This window comes from Bacillus paramycoides, assembly GCF_001884235.1.
Taxonomy (GTDB): domain Bacteria; phylum Bacillota; class Bacilli; order Bacillales; family Bacillaceae_G; genus Bacillus_A; species Bacillus_A paramycoides.
The window spans coordinates 92056-112678 of sequence record NZ_MAOI01000040.1 but is presented as its reverse complement, the minus strand read 5'-3'; the positions used below and the strand labels follow the sequence as shown (position 1 = coordinate 112678).

The following is a 20623-nucleotide window of genomic DNA, read 5'->3' as shown; positions in this document are numbered from 1 at the left end:
GATACCTTGAGTACCCGTATTACCTTGAGGTCCAGTGGCACCAGTAGCGCCTGTGATACCTTGAGCGCCCGTATTGCCTTGAGGTCCAGTGGCACCAGTAGCGCCTGTGCTACCTTGAGCACCCGTGATACCTTGAGCGCCCGTATTACCTTGAGGCCCAGTGGCACCAGTAGCGCCCGTGATACCTTGAGGTCCAGTGGCACCAGTAGCACCTGTGATACCTTGAGCGCCTGTGTTACCCTGAGGTCCAGCACTACTTGGAAAGCATGGTTTGGAGAATTTATTTTGATTGTCGTTAAAACGAGACATTAAATCTCTCCTTTCTAATTAGACTGTGAGCGAAACTCATCATAGTAGATGCAGAGAATAGGTAAATGGTCATAGTAAAATTAATTGTTTCAAAAAAAAATAGAAAAAACGCCTTATTATAAGGCGTTTTTTCTATTTTCTGCGTATTGATAATATCGTTTTAATGAAATTTTTGATTTGAAGCCAACTAATTTTATGATTTCAGGTTCTGGGATTTGTTTTTTTATTAGGCGTAGAATAAAGGTGTTCCGAAAATGTTGTCCGGAAATGCCTTTACGTAAATTTGCTCTTGCTACTTCAAGTCGGATCATTTTTTGGATGGCAATTTCTGTTAAAGCCTTTGGTGCGTCATTTTCATATACCCATCTATATGTTCCGCGATTAAAATCGAATGCCACAAATAATGGATCATTGCTATGGTATTTGGGGCGAACTGGTTCTGGGATACTTTTATAATATGTGTACAATTGTTTTTTGTCTTCATTTGTTAATGTGATTGCTCTTGCTACTCCTGCGGTTGCTGGAATAGACAATGTATTGGTTTCAAAGTGAACTTGATGCATAGTTAATGCTGTAAGTTCTTGTAAGGATAGTCCGTAGTCGATTAGTAGGTTTAAAATAGCGATATTACGATCCATTAATAAAGGGCGAACAGGACGTTGCTTTTCTGAAAGGCCTTCCAATGAAGTGACTATATGTTTTAATCTTTTTTCTTCATCGGATGAAATGAAATCTTCATTACGTAATGCACGGTTTGGTTGAATAACGATTTCCATATTCTTCAATGGATTAGGAATGTTTAGAAAATGATACATTCTATTTAATACAATAAATACACGATGCATTGTTTTCTCTGAGTAGTGTCGATTCTTTTTTAAGTCGGAAAAGTAATCTTCATAGTCTTTTGTACAAAGTGTAGCCCATATATTACTGGAAGGGAGCTTTTTGTTTTTTTCTAACCAATGTCCGAAATCTTCGATGTCATAGACATAGCGTTTAATAGTTGAAGACTTTCGGCCTTTATTCAATAAAAAAATAGAAAAGGCTTGTATTGTATCATGGAATTCCGTTGTTTCCATAGTCCCACCACCTTAATTATTTCTTATATTATAGCAAACTTTTCTGAAAATAGGCATTTGTAAGGGGGACGGGAATAATAATATTTGATGAGTGGATAAAATGAGGTGATTGTATGGAACAATCAATGCGTAAGAAAAATAACAATCAAATTAATATCGTGTTAAACCATCGGAAGAAAATTTCGTTACCGGCATCGGAAGATAAAACTGTAATTTCAAGTGAAACCACTACTAAACATGAGATGTTGCAGAGAATTGAAGAAGAGATGGGAAAGCTTGTTGGGATGGATGACATAAAAAAGATAATTAAAGAAATTTATGCTTGGATTTATGTAAATAAAAAAAGACAAGAGATGGGGTTGAAATCTGAGAAGCAAGTGCTTCATATGTTGTTTAAAGGGAATCCGGGTACTGGGAAGACAACTGTTGCTAGAATGATAGGGAAATTGTTGTTTGAGATGAATATTTTATCAAAAGGGCATTTAGTTGAAGCTGAACGTGCGGACCTCGTAGGGGAGTATATCGGTCATACAGCGCAAAAGACAAGAGATTTAATAAAAAAGGCTATGGGAGGTATTTTGTTTATTGATGAGGCGTATTCTTTAGCGCGTGGGGGAGAGAAAGATTTTGGAAAGGAAGCCATTGATACACTTGTGAAGCATATGGAAGATAAGCAACACGGTTTTGTATTAATTTTGGCTGGGTATTCAAGAGAGATGAATCATTTTCTTTCGTTGAATCCAGGGTTACAATCTCGCTTTCCGTTTATTATTGAATTCGCAGATTACTCAGTAAATCAGTTGTTGGAAATTGGGAAGAGAATGTATGAAGAGCGTGAATATCAGTTATCTAAAGAGGCGGAGTGGAAATTTCGAGATCATTTACATGCAGTAAAGTATTCGTCGCAAATTACATCGTTTAGTAATGGAAGATACGTACGGAATATTGTTGAAAAATCAATTCGAACACAAGCTATGCGATTGTTACAAGAAGATACGTATGATAAATATGATTTAATTGGGATATCAAGTATTGATTTGATGCTTGAAGAGGAGACGCACAGTACGTAAGCTGTGCGTCTGTTTTTTTGTACATAACCTCGGTTACTCTTTTTTTGCTTTTTCTTGGTAAGATTTATGAAAGCGTTCCATTTTAGCGCTCTTTTCATGTGCTGAATTTGGATCGTGTCCAAATTGGTTTACGGAGCTTTTTTGAGCTCCTTTATTAACATGGTTTGTCATTTGTATTCACCTCGCTTTAAAGATTAGTATAAACATTATGTAAAGAAAAACTCGTTAGAAAAGAAAAACCTCTTTACGATATGTAAAGAGGTTAGATTGCTATTTATGCATTGAACGTTCGTTTGTATCGATGCGTCTATGCGGTAAATGCCATTTGTAATGAATAGAAACCATGCGGAAGCAAACAATTAAAATGAATAAGGTGTATAGAGCCCAATCGCTAACGATAATTTGAGCTCCAATTAAAAAACCTGCTAAAATCGTCCAAAATGCATATACTTCAGCTCGAAGGACGAGAGGTTTTCTGCGGGCTAAAAGGTCACGAATAATACCGCCGCCAATACCGGTTAAAACAGCGGCTACGATTGTAGCGCTAATTGGTAAATTTAGTTTTTGTGCATATAGTGCTCCTTGTACGGCAAATGCTGATAAGCCGATGGCATCCGTGATGTTTTCCCACTTTTTCCAATGTCTAATCAATTTATTTGGAAAAAGAAAAATAATCGTCATTGATAATAGTGCGATTTGGAATAACATGTCTTGTTGCCAAAACGCGACGATTGGATAACCGATTAATAAATTACGAAGGGCACCTCCCCCAAATGCGGTTGCCATTCCTAAAATATACACCCCGAAAATATCATAATCTTCTTCCATTGCAACAATGGCTCCGCTTAGTGCGAAGGCGATTGTGCCTATGATGCTAAAAATCTCCCATGCCATGAATTTTCTCCCCCGCTAACTAGATGAAATGTGCTTCCTCTGCTATTATATTAGAAGGTTTAAATTTCGAAAAGGATGAGTGAACATATTTGATGGAAGAAAAAGAAAAAGTCATATTAGTTGGCTGTCAATTGTCGCAAGATGATGATGAAAAATTCATGCATTCCATGAAAGAGCTTGCATCGTTAGCGAAGACTGCGCGAGCAGAAGTGTTAATGTCCACAACGCAAAAACGCCCGAAGTTTCATCCGGCGACTTATATAGGAAAAGGTAAACTAGAAGAGCTTACGATGTTAACTGAAGAATTAGAACCAGCTGTTATTATATTTAATAACGAGTTAACGCCGAGCCAAATTCGGAATTTATCTTCAGTATTAGATGCAAGAGTGATTGACCGAACGCAGTTAATACTAGACATTTTTGCGCAACGTGCGAAATCGAGAGAGGGTAAGCTTCAAGTAGAATTAGCTCAGTTGCAATATACAATGCCGCGCCTTATGGGGCAAGGTCTATCTTTATCACGTCTTGGTGGTGGAATTGGTACAAGGGGACCGGGAGAGACAAAGCTTGAAACGGACCGTCGTCATATTCGATCACGTATTGATGAAATAAAGAAACAACTTGCGGTTGTTGTGGAGCATCGAAAAAGATATCGTGAGAGAAGAAAAGATAATAAAGTATTTCAAGTTTCATTAATTGGATATACAAATGCAGGGAAATCTACGTTGTTTAATAGATTAACGGAAGCGGATACGTTTGAAGAAAACTTATTGTTTGCAACGTTAGATCCGACAACAAGGAAGATGCCGTTACCTTCTGGTTATACAGTGTTATTGACTGATACGGTTGGCTTTATACAAGATTTACCTACGTCGTTAATTGCTGCTTTTCGATCTACGTTAGAAGAAGCTGGTGAAGCGGATGTTATTTTACATGTTGTTGATTCGGCAGACCCTAATTATGTAGGGCATGAGCAAACGGTAAAACAACTATTGTCAGATCTTGAAATTAATCATATTCCTATTATTACGTTATATAATAAAAAAGATGAATTGCATCAAAATTTTATTCCATTTCCAAAAAGTGATTTCTTAATGACTAGTGCTTTTGAAGAAAATGATTTATTACGTATTAAAGAAGCGATAGAAACGAAGATGAAGGAAGAAATGGTTGTTTATCAAGTGAAACTCCCGCCAAGTGAAGGTAGATTGTTAACACTTTTAAAAACGGAAACGTTGCTAACAAAAATGGAGTTTTTAGAAGAAGAATTTGTATATGATTGTACAGGGTATATCTTTGCTCATTCATCACTTAATGGGCAATTAAAGAGATTTTTAGTGGAAGAAGGAGAAAATAATAATGTTTGATCGTTTGAAAAATGGAGAAATAATTGCTCCAATCGTAAAAGAAGTAGAAAGTCAAGTTACAGAAGTGCATAAACGTGTGGATGAAGTAATTGAAAGTAACCAATTTCGTGTATTAGAAAGTTTTCGTAAACATAAAATTAGCGATTCGCATTTTATTCCGACGACAGGTTATGGCTATGATGATATTGGTCGTGACACGTTAGAGAAAGTGTATGCTGATGTATTTGGAGCTGAAGCTGGTCTTGTTCGTCCACAAATAATATCGGGTACTCACGCAATTTCAACAGCTTTATTCGGTATTTTACGTCCAGGAGATGAGTTGCTATACATAACGGGAAAACCATATGATACGCTAGAAGAAATCGTTGGTGTGCGTGGAAAAGGTGTAGGTTCTTTTAAGGAATATAATATTGGGTATAATGCAGTTCCGCTAACTGAAGAGGGGTTTGTGGACTTTGAAGCTGTTGCAGCTGCAATCCATAGTAATACGAAGATGATTGGCATTCAGCGTTCAAAAGGGTATGCTACTCGTCCGTCGTTTACCGTTTCTCAAATTAAAGAGATGATTGCGTTTGTTAAAGAGATTAAACCTGATGTTGTTGTATTTGTAGATAACTGTTATGGCGAGTTTATTGAAGAGCAAGAGCCGTGTCATGTTGGTGCAGATTTAATGGCAGGTTCTCTTATTAAAAACCCGGGTGGAGGAATTGTTAAAACTGGTGGTTATATTGTTGGTAAAGAACAGTATGTTGAAGCATGTGCATATCGTCTAACATCTCCGGGAATCGGTGCGGAAGCAGGGGCATCTTTATACAGTCTGCAAGAAATGTATCAAGGTTTCTTCTTAGCGCCGCATGTTGCTGGTCAAGCGCTGAAAGGCGCGATTTTTACAGCTGCATTTTTAGAAAAGTTAGGAATGAATACATCACCAGCGTGGAATGCATCAAGAACGGATTTAATTCAATCTGTTCAATTTGATGATAAAGATCGTATGATTGCGTTCTGTCAAGCGATTCAATATGCATCTCCAATTAATTCTCATTTTACGCCATATGCAAACTATATGCCGGGTTATGAAGATGATGTAATTATGGCTGCTGGGACATTTATTCAAGGTGCAAGTATCGAATTGTCGGCTGATGGCCCAATTCGTCCGCCTTATGTTGCTTACGTACAAGGTGGATTAACTTATTCGCATGTAAAGATTGCGATTTGTTCTGCGATTGATGCGTTAATTGAAAAGAATCTATTAACAATTTCTTAAAGGGAAGCTGTCGATTTCGACAGCTTTTTTTCATATGAAAGTAATGATTTATGCCATTAGAAAAAAGAATGAAAAAAATTATAAAAAACCATGTAAGAAAAGCTTACATCTATTGACACTAAACATAACATGGTATAAAATGAGAAGCAGTTAAGGCGAAGGAGGAACTGAAACGATGAAAGAAGATAGACGTTCTGCCCCGCTGTTTCCTATTGGTATAGTAATGGATTTAACACAATTGTCTGCACGTCAAATTCGCTACTATGAAGAGCATAATCTTGTTTCTCCAACCCGTACAAAGGGGAATCGTAGATTATTTTCATTTAACGATGTAGATAAGTTGTTAGAGATTAAAGATTTATTAGATCAAGGCTTAAATATGGCTGGTATTAAGCAAGTGTTACTAATGAAAGAAAATCAAACAGAAGCAGTGAAAGTAAAAGAAGAAACGAAAGAAATTTCAAAAACTGAGCTTCGCAAAATACTTCGAGATGAACTACAACATACAGGTAGATTTAATCGGACTTCGTTGCGACAAGGTGATATTTCAAGGTTTTTTCACTAAAGATAACTGATTCTGAAGGTGTTTAGAGGGACTAAGGAGGAATTTATAATGGCTAGGTACACAAAAGAAGATATTTTCCGTTTGGCGAAAGAAGAGAATGTAAAGTATATCCGCTTACAATTTACAGACCTTTTAGGAGTAATTAAAAACGTAGAAATTCCAGTGAGCCAATTAACAAAAGCTCTTGATAACAAAATGATGTTTGATGGATCTTCTATTGAAGGTTTCGTACGTATTGAAGAATCTGATATGTATTTATATCCGGACTTAGATACTTGGGTAATTTTCCCTTGGACAGCTGAAAAAGGTAAAGTAGCTCGATTAATCTGTGATATTTACAATGCAGATGGCACTCCATTTGAAGGAGATCCACGTAACAATTTAAAACGTGTATTAAAAGAAATGGAAGCTTTAGGATTCTCAGATTTCAATCTTGGACCAGAGCCAGAATTCTTCCTATTTAAAGTAGATGAAAAAGGAAATCCAACATTAGAATTAAACGACAACGGTGGATACTTCGACCTTGCGCCGATGGATCTAGGGGAAAACTGTCGTCGTGATATCGTTCTTGAACTTGAAGAGATGGGCTTTGAAATTGAAGCATCTCACCATGAGGTTGCTCCAGGGCAACATGAAATTGACTTTAAATATGCAAATGCAATTCGCTCATGTGATGACATTCAAACATTCAAACTTGTTGTAAAAACAATTGCTCGTAAGCATGGTTTACATGCAACATTTATGCCGAAACCATTATACGGTGTAAACGGTTCAGGTATGCACTGTAACTTATCATTATTTAAAAATGGTGAGAACGTATTCTTCGATCAAAATGGTGAATTACAATTAAGTGATGATGCTCGTCACTTCATCGCAGGTATTTTAAAACATGCACCAGCATTTACAGCGGTAGCAAACCCAACTGTAAACTCTTACAAACGTTTAGTACCTGGATATGAAGCTCCATGTTACGTAGCATGGTCTGCACAAAACCGTAGTCCATTAGTACGTATCCCTGCATCTCGTGGTATTAGTACACGCGTAGAAGTACGTAGTGTTGACCCAGCTGCAAACCCATATTTAGTAATGGCAACATTATTAGCTGCAGGTCTTGACGGAATTAAAAATAAATTAACTCCACCAGCTGCGGTAGACCGTAACATCTATGTAATGACAAAAGAAGAGCGCGAAGAAGCAGGTATCGCTGATTTACCAGCAACATTAGCGCAAGCATTAGTTACATTACAATCTAATGAAGTAGTATGTGGCGCGTTAGGAGATCACTTACTTGAGCACTTCATTGAAGCAAAAGAGATTGAGTGGGATATCTTTAGAACGCAAGTTCACCAATGGGAACGCGATCAATATATGTCTCTATACTAAGAGCAAGAGAAGCCTTGATACTACGGTATCAGGGCTTTTTCGTCATTTATCTACAGTAAATTGTAGCGAATGCTTCCAAAAGGGCTTGATACTCTTATTGAAGATCGTGGAGTGAGGCTTTCAGGTGGGGAACGCCAACGACTTGTACTAGCGCGTGCAATTTTAAGGAAACCATCCATTTTAATATTAGAAGAAGCTACGAGTGCGTTAGATACTGAAAATGAAGTGAAAATTCAATCAGCATTAGAAAGATTGAAAGGAACGATGACTATTATTCTTATTGCGCATCGTTTATCTACGATACGTAATGCGGATCAAGTTATTGTTTTAGGAAAAGGTGAAATTGTCCAAAAAGGTGAGTTTAATCAATTGGCTAAAGAGAGAAAAGGTGTGTTTCGAAATTTATTGGGGTCACAAGTAGAAGTTGGTTCTTAGAGGAGAAAGATTGAATGGAATTGTGCATTAATGTAATTAGAATTGAATGAAAGCCCGAATAATGGCCTGTTACAACAGGGTCTTATTCGGGCTTTCATTTGTGCATTTTCTAAATTTAGGGAATAAATATAGTTAAGTACCTTGCAATGAACAGTACTAAGTGGTATATTATGGATAAAATGGGTACCGTGTATTAAACAGTACTAAAATAAGAAAGGAGGATTGTCCTTGAACGTTCAGTTTAAAAAAGGTGTGTTAGAACTGTGTGTATTGGCACTTGTAAAACGTAAAGATTGTTACGGCTATGAACTGGTTCAACAAATCTCTAATAAGTTTTTAATATCAGAAGGATCAGTATATCCGTTATTGCGTCGTTTAACGAAAGAGGGATATTTTCAAACATATTTAAAAGAGTCTACGGAAGGGCCGCCTCGTAAATATTATCAACTAACTGAGCAAGGTGAGACGCAACTTCATTTATTAGTAACAGAGTGGCGTGATTTTGCGAAAGGTGTACAAGAAATTATTGAAGGGGTGAATTGGGATGAATAAAGAACAGTTCCTTCGGGAATTATCGAATCAGCTTAGAAAGTTACCGGAAGAAGAGAGGAAAGACATTTTATTCGATTATGAAGAGCATTTTCAGTTTGGGGTAGAAGAGGGGAAAACTGAATCGGAAATAATAAAAGGACTTGGTTCTCCGAAAGTGATTGCAAAGGAATTACTTGCGATGTATCGCTTTGATGAAATGAAAAAAGATCCATCGACTTCAAATGTGACAAGAGCTGTCATGGCGGCGATTGGACTTAGTTTGTTTAACTTTATTATTGTGTTAGGCCCATTAATTGCAATTATTTCTATTATATTTTCTCTTTGGATTGCGGGGATTTCTAGTGTGGTGACGCCATTTTTCGTTATTTTAAAAGTGTTTATGGGTACTTTTTTATGGATTGACCTATTCGTTAGTATCACGTTTGTTGGAGTTGGTTTGTTGTTATGTATTGCAGCTTATTATAGTACGAAGTGGTTTAAAAGATTATGCGTACGATATGTAATATGGAACTTCAAAATGATAAAAGGGGAGTAGATGATGAAAAAAATATTGTTAGTAGCTATCGCTTGTATCATTATTGGAGTAATAGGGATTTCACAAACATATGAAAAAGCAGTACAAACTGCAGAAAAAGGAAATAAAGAAGACGTAATTAAAAATGAAACGCTAAAAAATGTAGAAGTTAAGTTAGATGCAGGAGATATTGTTGTCCAAAAATCTCCTGATTCCTCTTTTTATGTAAAGCAATCAGGAGATTTACGCAAACAAAAGATTCGTATAGCTGAAGATGGTGACACATTAAAGATTCAAGGAGAAATAGAGAAAGGTGTTTCATTTGATTTCTCATTTTTTACTTTCAATTTTCAAACGCCTACATTGACTATATTTGTACCTGAACGTTCTTATCAAGAGATAAAAGTAAATTCAGCCGCTGGACAAATAGAAATAAGTGATGTGAAAAGTGACCGCGTAAGTGTTGGAACACTCGCTGGAGAAGTGGATTTGAAACATATAACAGCTAAGAATGTGGATGCAACTTCAAAAGCTGGTAGCGTGAATATTAAAAAAGTAATAGGGAAAGTAACAGCAAAAACGGCTAGTGGTGATGTGGATGTTATCGATCATGATTCTAAATATGATCTAGAGGCAAGCTCAACTGCTGGAGATGTAGATATTACTTTATTGGAAAAACCGAAAGACGCAGTTATAACCGGGCGAAGCACTGCTGGAGAAGTGACAATTTTTAATGAGGAAAATAAAAATATAACAATTGGTAATGGAAGTACAAAGATTAGTGGGGAAACTTCTGCCGGAGATGTTACGATTGAAACGCGTTAATAATTAATTAGATGTATTCGTTCAATTAGTTTTTAAATGAACGGAAATCTATCAAAATACAAAAAGAAGAAAATTACTTATATAAATAAGGTAATTTTCTTCTTTTTATTATTTTTAGTGTAAATCGCGATATACGCCAATTACTTTTCCAATAACTGACACTTGTTTTAAAATGATAGGTTCTAATGAAGAGTTTTCCGGTTGTAGACGGAAATGATCTTTTTCTTTATAGAAACGTTTAACCGTTGCTTCATTGTCTTCGGTTAAGGCAACTACAATTTCACCATTGTATGCAGACTGTTGTTGGCGAACAACGACTAAATCACCATCAAAGATACCAGCTTCAATCATACTATCTCCAGAAATTCGTAACATAAACACTTGATCTGCTCCGGCAACAATGCTAGCTGGAAGCGGGAAGTGCTCTTCTACACTTTCGACTGCTGTAATCGGTAAACCAGCAGTAACTTTTCCGACGATTGGAACTTGAATAACAGATTGTGTTTCTGTTTCCATTCGGTTGTCACCTAAAATTTCAATTGCTCGTGGTTTTGTTGGGTCACGTCGAATATATCCTTTTTCTTCTAGTCGTGATAAATGTCCGTGCACTGTAGAACTAGAAGCGAGGCCGACTGCTTGACCGATTTCACGTACGGAAGGTGGATATCCTTTTTCTTGTACTTTTAGCTTAATAAAGTCGAGAATGTCTTGCTGGCGTTTCGTTAACTTTTCCATGTTTTCTAACACCTCGTTTTCTTTCATTTTTCTTATTAATAAGTATAACATGTGAAAAAACATTCTACAAACATAAGTTCGAACGAAAGGCGGATTTATGATACACTAGAGGGAAAATATAGTGAGAAAGAGGGGTTCGAAATGAATGCAATTATTTATGCACGTGTGAGCACAACAAAAGAAGCGCAGGAAACATCATTATTGCGTCAAAAAGATGAATTATTGCATTTAGCTGAGCGCTATCAAATGAATGTTATAAAGGTAATTGAAGAGCAGGCTAGCGGTTATACAATTGAACGTGATGGCATATTAGAAGTGCTAGATACAATTCGAGATGAACAAGTTGATGTGCTTCTTATACAAGATGAAACGCGTCTTGGTAGAGGGAATGCGAAGATTGCGTTAATGCATTGTTTACATAAAGAGGGAATAAAAGTTTATACGCACACGCATAGTGGTGAATTACAGCTTTCGGATTCTGACTCGATGGTGTTAGATATAATTGGGATTGTTGAAGAGTACCAAAGAAAGATCCATAATTTGAAAATTAAACGTGGTATGCAAAGAGCAGTGGAGAAAGGATTTCGTCCAGAGAATAATTTAAAAAATCGTCATTTAAGCGTAGGACGTGAGAAAAAAGAAGTGCCTATTGAAGAAATTGTACGTTTGCGTAGGAGTGAATTAACTTTTGAAGAGATTGCAGCAACACTTCGTGGTTTTGGTCATAATGTTTCAAAAGCAACTGTACATCGAAGATATGTAGAATATACAAAGCAATTGCTTGATAAAGAAGACTAACTATTGTATGATAATAATCAGTTTTGAGTAGAAGGGGGATTCGAGATGCTAAGTCACGAACTCATTGAACGCATTAACTTCTTAGCGAAAAAAGCAAAAGCTGAAGGCTTAACTGAAGAAGAACAACGTGAGCGCCAATCGCTACGTGAACAATATTTAAAAGGATTTCGTCAAAATATGTTAAACGAATTAAAAGGAATTAAAGTCGTTAACGAAGAAGGCACTGATGTTACACCGACGAAATTAAAAGCTTTAAAAAAGCAAGATAATGCAAAATTAAATTAAAAGATGGGCGTAGCCCATCTTTTTTTGATATTAATAGACAGATTCGCTATTTAATAACTTTCCAGTTATGATTTGTTGTTGCTTCTATCGTTTTATGCTTCAATATATAGTTAGCGATAAGTTCAGACATATCTATTGGGATGTCTTTTATAATGGGCTTATTTTGATACATAAGGAAGTTTCCGCCACCACTTGCACGATAATTATTCATAACGACATCGTATTCTTGCTTCATGTTGATTGGAAGTCCATCATATTCTAAAAAAGTAACTCTTTCGCCAATTGGTTTTGAAATGTTTAATACGTATGAAATTCCTTCCCACATATCGTAATTATAGTGCTGCGGTTTCGGTTCTATGTATGTAGGATTTACAATGATGTTTCCGCCCCCTTGTAATGTGAAATAGGCAGCAGAGAGTTCGAGAGCTTCTTTTATATCTGCTCCAGTCACTCGAATAACTTTTAATGTATTTGGATAAATATAATTTGAAACGATGTCACGCATTGTGACATGTTTTGGAAAACCAGGAGATTCATTGTGAAACAAACTTGTGCAAGAAATAGCAACTTCTGCTACATCCATCTGTATTTTATTAATAAATTCAATAAAGGGATGGTCTTGTAGACGTGTTTGCAGAGCATCAGAAATTTGCATATCTCCATTGATAACCCCAATGGGCTGATCAAGCCACTTTTGTGTTTTATCCTCGTAATCACATACAGCAGAAAGGATAGCTTTATCTTCCTGAATCCCTTGTACAGACAATATTTCTGAATGACATTCTGTCGTAATCCATTCATTATTATTTCTTTCAAATGTCACTTTCACTTTTCCTAATGAGTGCCCATTACAGCCGACTTGTAAAATTGTAACACCATTCACTTTTGTGTTTGTAATCGTTCGGTGTTGATGACCTGTTAGTAAAATATCTATATCGTCAATTTCATGACACATTGCATAGCCTTGATTTTCACCTGTTAAAGCTTCAGTAGGTTCTCCAGTTTGTAAATCGCGTTCAAATCCTCCATGGTAGGCAACGACGAGTAAGTCAGGTTTTTCGTTTTCACGGATGTAAGAAACCCACTTTTTTGTTGTTTCTAGTGCATCTTCAAATAATAAATCTTCAATATGATGAGGTTGCTCCCAATTTGGGATGTAATGCGTTGTTACCCCTAAAATAGCAATTTTTATATTCGGCTCAATTTGCTTTATGATATATGGTTTTCCAAAATACGGTTTCTTTCTGTTTTTATCTAAAATATTGGCTGATAAATAGGGGATATTGGCAGTTGAAATAGCATTGTTTAATATGTCCATCCCGTAATTAAATTCATGATTTCCGATAATTGCAGCATCATAATCTAGATAATTGGCTAATAAGGCCATTGGGTTCTCTTTATCTTTTTCATAAGTAGCATAATGATAAGTGAAAGGAGTTCCTTGGATGAAATCACCGTTATCAATTAAAATCACATGTTCATTTGTAGAACGCTCTTTTTTAATGAGTGTGGAAATTTTGGATAGTCCCACGTCTGCTGGTAAGTTATTTTGATAGTGAATTGGATAAACATTACCATGTATATCGCTCGTTAATAAGATGTTAATAGTTACAAATCGATTTTGATCCAACATAATCCACCTTTTCTATTGTTATCTTACAATTAATCATATCAGATATGTGAAATGAAGTTTGGTTGGAATATTTAGAATGTGTAAAGATTCTGTAAATAAATAATTGTATGGGAAAATATGTGATATATTTCTACGTGTTTACAAAAAGTAAATTTATAACAAGGAAAATGGAGGCTTTAACATGTTGAAAAAAGTTTTTGCAATGGGTACATCGGTTGTATTAGCGGCGGGATTATTAAGTGGTTGTGGGGCGAAGGAATCAAGTGCAAATAAAAGTGAAGATACGAAAAAAGGCTATGTACCAAAGACTTTAAATGTTCAATTTGTTCCATCGCAAAATGCTGATACGTTAGAAGCAAAAGCAAAGCCACTAGAAAAACTGTTAAGTGATAAGCTGAATATCCCTGTAAAAGTTAGTATTTCGACGAATTACAATACGATTGTAGAAGCGATGGCATCAAAACAAGTAGATGTAGGCTTCTTGCCTCCAACGGCATATGTATTAGCGCATGAAAAAAAAGCCGCAAATGTAATTTTACAAGCACAACGATTTGGAGTAGATGATGCAACAGGAGCTCCAACAAAAGACCTGGTAGATTATTATAAGTCTGAGTTTGTTGTAAAGAAAGATTCTAACATTAATAGTGTGAAAGATTTAAAAGGTAAAAAAATCGGGTATCAAGATGTAACATCTTCAGCAGGATATGTGTGGCCTGCAGCTGTATTGCTGAAAGAAGGGATAGATCCATTAAAAGATGTGAAACCTGTTACATTAAAAGGTCATGATCAATCTATTATCGCTCTATTGAATGGGGATGTCGATGCTGCGGTTGTATTCCAAGATGCTCGTAATATTGTAAAAAAAGACTATCCTAATGTGTTTGATCAAACAAAAATTGTGAAATTCACAGAAAAGATTCCTAACGATACTATTTCTGTACGCTCCGACTTAGATGCTGAATGGAGTAAAAAATTACAAGACGCATTTATCGAAATTGGAAAGAGTGAAGAGGGACAAAAAATTATTAAAGAAGTATATTCGCATGAAGGATATATTAGATCTGATGATAGTAAATTTGATATCGTTCGTGATTATGGAAAGAAAGTAAAAACGCAATAATACATACGGATATTTTACAGGTTCAGTGAAAATGGCGACTAACTGGAATTGCGTGTGTTTTCAGTTAGTGGGCCGTTTTTCGATTTTTATTATTAAGTAGAAAGTAGGTAAAAGGCGTGATTGAGTTTCGAAATGTTTCCAAAGTTTATCCGAACGGTACAAAAGGATTGAATAATATTAATATGGAAATTCAAAAAGGCGAGTTTGTCGTTATGGTAGGGTTATCTGGGGCTGGAAAATCAACACTTCTCAGATCGATTAATCGACTTCATGAAATTACAGGTGGAGAAATTATTATTGATGGAGAATCTATTACTGTTGCGAAAGGAAAAGAGTTACGACGTATGCGACGAGACATTGGTATGATTTTTCAAAGTTTCAATCTTGTGAAGAGATCTACTGTTTTAAAAAATGTATTAGCCGGACGTGTTGGATATCATTCTACATTACGTACAACGCTCGGGCTATTTCCTAAAGAAGATGTAGAGCTTGCTTTTCAAGCCTTGGGACGAGTGAACATCTTAGAGAAAGCATATACGCGGGCCGATGAGTTATCAGGAGGACAACAGCAACGTGTATCAATTGCAAGGGCACTTGCGCAAGAGGCAAAAATTATTTTAGCTGATGAGCCAGTCGCTTCTTTAGATCCGCTTACTACGAAGCAGGTAATGGATGATTTAAAGAAAATTAATCAAGATTTTGGAATTACAATGATTGTAAACTTACATTCTATTGATTTGGCTAGAGAGTATGCGACGCGCATTATCGGGTTACATGCAGGTGAAATTGTATTTAATGGACCTGTAGTAGAGGCAACGGATGAAAAATTTGCTGAGATTTATGGGAACTCCATTCAGAACAGTGAATTGTTAGAGGTGGCAGTCAAATGAATGATGTGACTATACATTCGAAAACGATACCGAAACCACCTAGTAAACTGAAGCATATGTTAACTGCTGCTATTATCATTTTATTATTGTGGAGTAGCAGTGTACAGGTAGATGCATCATTTTCGAAACTTGTAACTGGCTTTCCAAATATGATGGATTTGCTGAAGGAGATGGTACCACCAGATTGGGGCTATTTTCAGGTAATTACAACGGCGATATTAGACACAATTCGTATGGCTATTATTGGAACGACTTTAGGTGCCATTTTAGCTATTCCTCTTGCATTATTCGCGGCGAGTAATGTGTTTTCAAATATGGCTTTATATGGTCCGGCTCGATTCGTTTTAAATTTAATTCGAACGATACCAGATTTATTATTAGCAGTTATTTTTGTAGCGATTTTTGGAATTGGACCACTTCCAGGTATTTTGGCGCTTACTTTTTTCTCTATTGGGCTTGTTGCGAAGTTATTATATGAATCAATCGAATCGATTGATCCAGGTCCATTAGAAGCAATGACCGCTGTAGGAGCAAATAAGGTGCAGTGGATTGTATATGCAGTAATCCCGCAGGTGAAGGCACACTTCGTTTCTTATGTTCTGTATACATTTGAGGTGAATGTACGTGCAGCCGCTGTTTTAGGGTTAGTTGGAGCAGGCGGAATTGGATTATATTATGATCGAACGCTTGGGTTTTTACAATATCAACAAACTGCTTCTATTATTATTTATACACTCGTTGTTGTATTGGGAATTGATTATATAAGTACATTGTTACGGGAGAAATTATGATGAGTGAACCGAAGATGGTGGTACCGAAACCAAGGAAACCGAGTTTATATCGTTGGATTATTTTTATTGCACTTGCAGTTCTCTATATATGGGCATTTTCCGGAGTACCGCTAGAAGGAATAAAGGATACAGCTGGCGAAATTACAAAAGCGATCATGACAGGGGTGTTACATCCAGATTGGTCGTACGTGTCATTACCGGATGGCGAAGACTTATTGCATGGTTTAATTGATACGTTAGCAATCGCAATATTAGGTACATTTATATCAGCATTTTTATCTGTCCCATTTGCATTTTGGGCAGCAACAAATATGAGTACGGAAAAAGTGACTTCTGGAACAGGGAAATTTGTACTAAGTTTTATTCGTACATTTCCGGAGTTAGTTATGGCACTATTATTTATAAAGGCTGTTGGTCCAGGTTCTTTTGCGGGTGTATTAGCTTTAGGACTGCATTCTATTGGAATGTTAGGGAAACTGTATTCGGAAGGGATTGAAAATATAGATAAAGGGCCGACGGAAGCGTTGATTGCAACAGGAGCGAATCGTCTTCAAATACTTTGGCATGCAGTATTACCACAAGTATTACCGGATTTCTTGTCATATACGTTATATAGGTTTGAAATTAATGTACGCTCCGCTTCAATTTTAGGAGTTATTGGAGCAGGCGGAATTGGTACACCCTTAATTTTTGCACTAAGCTCACGAAATTGGTCTCGTGTAGGTATTATTTTACTAGGTATTATTTTGATGGTAATTATTATTGATTTTATTTCGAGTTCGATTCGAAAGAGAATCGTATAAGTGTTTTTTGAAGCACCCACACAAGGTGCTTTTTTTGCATAATAAGAGAAATAATTTGGATAGTATTTAATAACACGGGTATATTTCACATTTGTGGATGTAGTGTTTTGTATAAAAATACAGATAATTCTCTTTCTTCCTAAAATAAAAACATTGAAAAAGTATGTCATATTGAATGCCCATACATTGCCGGAATCATTGATTTTTTTATAAAAAATCAAAAAAACATCAACATATTTGTCGATACATGTTGTATAATCTTGCGTGGGAAGCTATCATATAAATGTATAAAACGTTTACTAATATAAGCGAAGGGAAGAATAGCATGTCACATTCAATCGAACAACTTTCTATCAACACGATTCGCACATTATCCATTGATGCGATTGAAAAAGCAAACTCTGGTCACCCAGGAATGCCAATGGGTGCAGCACCAATGGCTTATACATTATGGACTCAATTTATGAAACACAATCCAAATAACCCAACGTGGTTTAACCGTGATCGTTTCGTATTATCTGCAGGTCATGGTTCAATGTTATTATACAGCCTACTTCACCTATCTGGTTACGATGTAACGATGGATGATTTAAAGAACTTCCGTCAATGGGGAAGCAAAACTCCAGGACATCCTGAGTATGGTCACACAGCAGGTGTAGACGCAACAACTGGTCCACTTGGACAAGGTATTGCAACTGCTGTTGGTATGGCGATGGCTGAAAGACATTTAGCAGCAAAATATAACCGTGATGCGTACAATGTAGTTGATCATTTTACGTACGCTATTTGCGGTGACGGCGATTTAATGGAAGGCGTTTCTGCTGAAGCATCTTCATTAGCTGCACACTTAGGATTAGGTCGTCTTGTAGTGTTATACGATTCTAATGACATTTCTTTAGATGGCGATTTAAATCGTTCATTCTCTGAAAGTGTAGAAGATCGTTACAAAGCATACGGTTGGCAAGTAATCCGTGTTGAGGATGGAAACGATATTGAAGCAATCGCAAAAGCAATTGAAGAAGCGAAAGCTGACGAAAAACGCCCAACGCTAATTGAAGTAAGAACGACAATTGGTTTCGGTTCTCCAAACAAATCAGGAAAATCAGCTTCACACGGTTCTCCACTTGGTGTAGACGAAACAAAATTAACGAAAGAAGCATATGCTTGGACTGCTGAACAAGATTTCCATGTATCAGAAGAAGTATATGACAACTTCCGTAAAACAGTACAAGATGTTGGTGAAACTGCACAAGCTGAGTGGAACACAATGTTAGGTGAATATGCACAAGCATATCCAGAATTAGCAAACGAGTTGCAAGCAGCAATGAATGGTCTTCTTCCAGAAGGTTGGGAGCAAAACTTACCAACTTATGAATTAGGATCAAAAGCAGCAACACGTAATTCTTCAGGTGCTGTAATTAATGCTATTGCAGAGTCTGTACCATCATTCTTCGGTGGATCTGCTGACCTTGCTGGTTCTAACAAAACATACATGAATAACGAAAAAGACTTCACAAGAGCTGATTACAGCGGTAAAAACATTTGGTATGGTGTTCGTGAGTTTGCGATGGGTGCAGCAATGAACGGTATTGCACTACATGGCGGTTTAAAAACTTACGGTGGTACGTTCTTCGTATTCTCTGATTACTTACGTCCAGCAATTCGCCTTGCAGCATTAATGCAATTGCCTGTAACGTATGTATTCACACACGACAGTATTGCTGTTGGTGAAGATGGTCCAACACATGAACCAATCGAACAATTAGCAGCACTTCGTGCAATGCCAAATGTTTCTGTTATTCGTCCAGCTGACGGTAACGAATCAGTTGCAGCTTGGAGATTAGCTCTAGAATCTACAAAAACACCAACTGCATTAGTGTTAACTCGTCAAGATCTTCCAACATTAGAAGGCGCAAAAGACGATACTTATGAAAAAGTGGCAAAAGGTGCATATGTAGTTTCTGCAAGTAAGAAAGAAACTGCTGATGTAATCTTAATTGCAACTGGATCTGAAGTAAGCTTAGCAATCGAAGCGCAAAAAACTCTAGCAGCAGACGGCGTTGATGCAGCTGTTGTTAGTATGCCATCTATGGATCGCTTTGAAGCTCAAACTGCTGAGTACAAAGAATCTGTATTACCAAAAGCAGTAACGAAACGTTTCGCAATTGAAATGGGTGCTACAATCGGATGGCACCGTTACGTAGGTCTTGATGGAGATGTACTAGGTATCGATACATTCGGTGCTTCTGCTCCTGGTGAGAAGATTATGGAAGAGTATGGATTTACTGTAGAGAACGTTGTTCGTAAAGTAAAAGAAATGCTTTAATGATTTTAGAAAAATCTCTCCAGCATGGAGAGATTTTTCTATGTAATTGAGTTTTTTCGACAGAAAAAGTTTTTTCTCTCTCCATAGTCAGACAATCATTGCAAATTTTCTTTTATATAATGTAGGGAAAAGGTTGTCCAGATCGGGAGGGAAAAAATGAAAACGTATGAATTGTATTTAATTCAAGAGGATATTGCGAAAGCTTACTTTGGTCGTGAATATTTGTTTTTTGATTTATTTGCTCGATTTTCAGAATCTGGGTCCCTTTCGGAGAAAAAAGTGTTATATAAGCAAATGATGTATATTACAATGCCGTTACAAGTAATGAAAATTCATCATAAATTAGAACAAGCCTTGCGTGTTATTGGTAAATATGAAAGAACACATCACGCGCATACACTTTATACGGGAGCGGAATATGGTGAAATAATGGTAAAATCACAATATATTCGAATGAATACTTCTGGAAATGTATCTATGGAAACAACTTTCTTTGAGGTGCTTAGAAAGTGTGAGTTAACATTTTTAGCAATGGATTATGAGAATAAAAAGTATGGTTGGTTAAATCCTCTCAAACAAGTACGGACATATGTGTAAAAAATGTCGAATAGTATCTTGTCTTATTGAAATGGTTTTAGTACACTGTAAGGTAGACAACATGAAGGAGGAAAATATATGTCAATTTGGTTAGGTGTTCTAGTGGGCGTAGTAGCACTAGTAGCAGGCGTGGCATTAGGATTTTTCATTGCACGCAAATACATGATGAATTACTTACAAAAAAATCCACCAATTAACGAACAAATGTTAAAAATGATGATGATGCAAATGGGACAAAAACCTTCCCAAAAGAAAATCAATCAAATGATGAGCGCGATGAACAAGCAACAAACGAAATAAGCGCTAAAGGGCACTCTTACCGAGTGCCCTTTCCTTTTGGATTTTAAAAATGTTTAAAACTTTTAAAAATTCTGTATTTTTGTTAAAC

23 protein-coding genes and 1 pseudogene are annotated in these 20623 nt (G+C 36.5%); 18 read left to right on the top strand and 6 right to left on the bottom strand.

What is annotated here, in order from left to right:
- Together BAU28_RS06830 and BAU28_RS06825 are read right to left on the bottom strand one after the other, a co-directional pair.
- Positions 1-203, bottom strand: a 203-nt coding sequence (locus tag BAU28_RS06830) for a hypothetical protein (RefSeq protein ID WP_276327745.1), incomplete at its 3' end; no start/stop codon positions are given.
- Between the two features lie 222 nt (positions 204-425).
- A complete protein-coding gene (locus tag BAU28_RS06825; protein WP_002172997.1) occupies positions 426-1388 on the bottom strand; it encodes a tyrosine-type recombinase/integrase in 963 nt (320 codons plus the stop codon).
- Between the two features lie 113 nt (positions 1389-1501).
- Between BAU28_RS06825 and spoVK the strand changes: the two genes are divergently transcribed.
- Positions 1502-2458, top strand: coding sequence for a stage V sporulation protein K (spoVK, locus tag BAU28_RS06820; RefSeq protein WP_002172996.1), 957 nt, complete (start codon positions 1502-1504; stop codon positions 2456-2458).
- Between the two features lie 33 nt (positions 2459-2491).
- Here spoVK and BAU28_RS30335 read toward each other — a convergent pair whose 3' ends face one another.
- Both BAU28_RS30335 and BAU28_RS06810 read right to left on the bottom strand, forming a co-directional pair.
- A complete protein-coding gene (locus BAU28_RS30335) occupies positions 2492-2629 on the bottom strand; it encodes a hypothetical protein (RefSeq protein ID WP_053081360.1) in 138 nt (45 codons plus the stop codon).
- 99 nt (positions 2630-2728) lie between these two features.
- Entirely contained in the window at positions 2729-3352 is a 624-nt protein-coding gene (locus tag BAU28_RS06810) for a trimeric intracellular cation channel family protein (RefSeq protein ID WP_000312272.1), read from the bottom strand.
- Positions 3353-3444: 92 nt separating this feature from the next.
- On the opposite strand from BAU28_RS06810, the gene hflX reads away from it, so the two are divergent.
- From hflX to BAU28_RS06770, 8 genes and pseudogenes are all read left to right on the top strand, one after another.
- Entirely contained in the window at positions 3445-4719 is a 1275-nt protein-coding gene (gene hflX / locus BAU28_RS06805) for a GTPase HflX (protein WP_071718132.1), read from the top strand.
- The gene (locus tag BAU28_RS06800; protein WP_048371504.1) at positions 4712-5983 is read left to right on the top strand and encodes a methionine gamma-lyase family protein; all 1272 of its coding nucleotides are present in this window, start codon (positions 4712-4714) and stop codon (positions 5981-5983) included. The genes hflX and BAU28_RS06800 overlap by 8 nt, the downstream gene beginning before the upstream one ends.
- Before the next feature lie 175 nt (positions 5984-6158).
- Positions 6159-6548 carry a transcriptional repressor GlnR gene (glnR, locus tag BAU28_RS06795; RefSeq protein WP_000656783.1) on the top strand — a complete coding sequence of 130 codons (390 nt, stop codon included), beginning with the start codon at positions 6159-6161 and terminating at the stop codon, positions 6546-6548.
- 48 nt (positions 6549-6596) lie between these two features.
- Positions 6597-7931 carry a type I glutamate--ammonia ligase gene (gene glnA, locus BAU28_RS06790; RefSeq protein ID WP_002172992.1) on the top strand — a complete coding sequence of 445 codons (1335 nt, stop codon included), beginning with the start codon at positions 6597-6599 and terminating at the stop codon, positions 7929-7931.
- 66 nt (positions 7932-7997) lie between these two features.
- Positions 7998-8366: pseudogene (locus BAU28_RS06785) on the top strand (ATP-binding cassette domain-containing protein); the annotation flags it as partial.
- A 228-nt stretch (positions 8367-8594) separates the two neighbouring features.
- The gene (locus BAU28_RS06780; protein ID WP_002172964.1) at positions 8595-8918 is read left to right on the top strand and encodes a PadR family transcriptional regulator; all 324 of its coding nucleotides are present in this window, start codon (positions 8595-8597) and stop codon (positions 8916-8918) included.
- The gene (locus tag BAU28_RS06775) at positions 8911-9453 is read left to right on the top strand and encodes a DUF1700 domain-containing protein (RefSeq protein WP_071718131.1); all 543 of its coding nucleotides are present in this window, start codon (positions 8911-8913) and stop codon (positions 9451-9453) included. The genes BAU28_RS06780 and BAU28_RS06775 overlap by 8 nt, the downstream gene beginning before the upstream one ends.
- Positions 9454-10257, top strand: coding sequence for a DUF4097 family beta strand repeat-containing protein (locus BAU28_RS06770; RefSeq protein ID WP_071718130.1), 804 nt, complete (start codon positions 9454-9456; stop codon positions 10255-10257).
- Between the two features lie 114 nt (positions 10258-10371).
- Here BAU28_RS06770 and lexA read toward each other — a convergent pair whose 3' ends face one another.
- A complete protein-coding gene (gene lexA, locus BAU28_RS06765; protein WP_048371643.1) occupies positions 10372-10992 on the bottom strand; it encodes a transcriptional repressor LexA in 621 nt (206 codons plus the stop codon).
- A gap of 141 nt (positions 10993-11133) precedes the next feature.
- Here lexA and BAU28_RS06760 point away from each other — a divergent pair, with 141 nt between their 5' ends.
- Together BAU28_RS06760 and BAU28_RS06755 are read left to right on the top strand one after the other, a co-directional pair.
- Positions 11134-11790, top strand: coding sequence for a YneB family resolvase-like protein (locus BAU28_RS06760; RefSeq protein ID WP_071718129.1), 657 nt, complete (start codon positions 11134-11136; stop codon positions 11788-11790).
- Between the two features lie 45 nt (positions 11791-11835).
- Positions 11836-12075 (top strand): DUF896 domain-containing protein, encoded by a 240-nt coding sequence (locus tag BAU28_RS06755; protein ID WP_002172959.1) that lies wholly within the window; start codon positions 11836-11838, stop codon positions 12073-12075.
- Positions 12076-12121: 46 nt separating this feature from the next.
- Here the strand turns inward: BAU28_RS06755 and BAU28_RS06750 are convergent, their stop codons facing one another.
- Entirely contained in the window at positions 12122-13705 is a 1584-nt protein-coding gene (locus tag BAU28_RS06750; protein WP_071718128.1) for a bifunctional metallophosphatase/5'-nucleotidase, read from the bottom strand.
- A gap of 184 nt (positions 13706-13889) precedes the next feature.
- On the opposite strand from BAU28_RS06750, the gene BAU28_RS06745 reads away from it, so the two are divergent.
- The 7 genes from BAU28_RS06745 (at position 13890) to BAU28_RS06715 (ending at position 20535) form a co-directional block, all read left to right on the top strand.
- The gene (locus tag BAU28_RS06745) at positions 13890-14828 is read left to right on the top strand and encodes a phosphate/phosphite/phosphonate ABC transporter substrate-binding protein (RefSeq protein ID WP_071718127.1); all 939 of its coding nucleotides are present in this window, start codon (positions 13890-13892) and stop codon (positions 14826-14828) included.
- Between the two features lie 116 nt (positions 14829-14944).
- Complete coding sequence (phnC, locus tag BAU28_RS06740; protein WP_048371485.1) at positions 14945-15718, top strand: phosphonate ABC transporter ATP-binding protein; 774 nt, start codon at positions 14945-14947, stop codon at positions 15716-15718.
- Positions 15715-16509: a phosphonate ABC transporter, permease protein PhnE gene (gene phnE / locus BAU28_RS06735; RefSeq protein ID WP_071718126.1), complete on the top strand. Its 795-nt coding sequence runs from the start codon at positions 15715-15717 to the stop codon at positions 16507-16509. Before phnC ends, phnE (BAU28_RS06735) begins: the two co-directional genes overlap by 4 nt.
- Complete coding sequence (phnE, locus tag BAU28_RS06730) at positions 16509-17312, top strand: phosphonate ABC transporter, permease protein PhnE (protein WP_048371482.1); 804 nt, start codon at positions 16509-16511, stop codon at positions 17310-17312. The genes phnE (BAU28_RS06735) and phnE (BAU28_RS06730) overlap by 1 nt, the downstream gene beginning before the upstream one ends.
- A 325-nt stretch (positions 17313-17637) precedes the next feature.
- Positions 17638-19638, top strand: coding sequence for a transketolase (tkt, locus tag BAU28_RS06725; protein WP_071718125.1), 2001 nt, complete (start codon positions 17638-17640; stop codon positions 19636-19638).
- Between the two features lie 156 nt (positions 19639-19794).
- Entirely contained in the window at positions 19795-20235 is a 441-nt protein-coding gene (gene sirA, locus BAU28_RS06720; protein ID WP_071718124.1) for a sporulation inhibitor of replication protein SirA, read from the top strand.
- Between the two features lie 78 nt (positions 20236-20313).
- Positions 20314-20535 (top strand): YneF family protein, encoded by a 222-nt coding sequence (locus BAU28_RS06715; RefSeq protein WP_002172951.1) that lies wholly within the window; start codon positions 20314-20316, stop codon positions 20533-20535.
- Positions 20536-20623: the final 88 nt, after the last annotated feature.

Bases quoted from the DNA above. Each gene is read 5' to 3' on its own strand.
- lexA (WP_048371643.1), bottom strand. From the start codon at position 10,992: ATGGAAAAGTTAACGAAACGCCAGCAAGACATTCTCGACTTTATTAAG.
- glnA (WP_002172992.1), top strand. From the start codon at position 6,597: ATGGCTAGGTACACAAAAGAAGATATTTTCCGTTTGGCGAAAGAAGAG.
- glnR (WP_000656783.1), top strand. From the start codon at position 6,159: ATGAAAGAAGATAGACGTTCTGCCCCGCTGTTTCCTATTGGTATAGTA.
- BAU28_RS30335 (WP_053081360.1), bottom strand. From the start codon at position 2,629: ATGACAAACCATGTTAATAAAGGAGCTCAAAAAAGCTCCGTAAACCAA.
- BAU28_RS06760 (WP_071718129.1), top strand. From the start codon at position 11,134: ATGAATGCAATTATTTATGCACGTGTGAGCACAACAAAAGAAGCGCAG.
- hflX (WP_071718132.1), top strand. From the start codon at position 3,445: ATGGAAGAAAAAGAAAAAGTCATATTAGTTGGCTGTCAATTGTCGCAA.
- BAU28_RS06755 (WP_002172959.1), top strand. From the start codon at position 11,836: ATGCTAAGTCACGAACTCATTGAACGCATTAACTTCTTAGCGAAAAAA.
- BAU28_RS06770 (WP_071718130.1), top strand. From the start codon at position 9,454: ATGATGAAAAAAATATTGTTAGTAGCTATCGCTTGTATCATTATTGGA.
- BAU28_RS06715 (WP_002172951.1), top strand. From the start codon at position 20,314: ATGTCAATTTGGTTAGGTGTTCTAGTGGGCGTAGTAGCACTAGTAGCA.
- spoVK (WP_002172996.1), top strand. From the start codon at position 1,502: ATGGAACAATCAATGCGTAAGAAAAATAACAATCAAATTAATATCGTG.
- tkt (WP_071718125.1), top strand. From the start codon at position 17,638: ATGTCACATTCAATCGAACAACTTTCTATCAACACGATTCGCACATTA.
- BAU28_RS06825 (WP_002172997.1), bottom strand. From the start codon at position 1,388: ATGGAAACAACGGAATTCCATGATACAATACAAGCCTTTTCTATTTTT.
- phnE (WP_071718126.1), top strand. From the start codon at position 15,715: ATGAATGATGTGACTATACATTCGAAAACGATACCGAAACCACCTAGT.
- BAU28_RS06800 (WP_048371504.1), top strand. From the start codon at position 4,712: ATGTTTGATCGTTTGAAAAATGGAGAAATAATTGCTCCAATCGTAAAA.
- phnE (WP_048371482.1), top strand. From the start codon at position 16,509: ATGAGTGAACCGAAGATGGTGGTACCGAAACCAAGGAAACCGAGTTTA.
- sirA (WP_071718124.1), top strand. From the start codon at position 19,795: ATGAAAACGTATGAATTGTATTTAATTCAAGAGGATATTGCGAAAGCT.
- BAU28_RS06775 (WP_071718131.1), top strand. From the start codon at position 8,911: ATGAATAAAGAACAGTTCCTTCGGGAATTATCGAATCAGCTTAGAAAG.
- BAU28_RS06745 (WP_071718127.1), top strand. From the start codon at position 13,890: ATGTTGAAAAAAGTTTTTGCAATGGGTACATCGGTTGTATTAGCGGCG.
- BAU28_RS06810 (WP_000312272.1), bottom strand. From the start codon at position 3,352: ATGGCATGGGAGATTTTTAGCATCATAGGCACAATCGCCTTCGCACTA.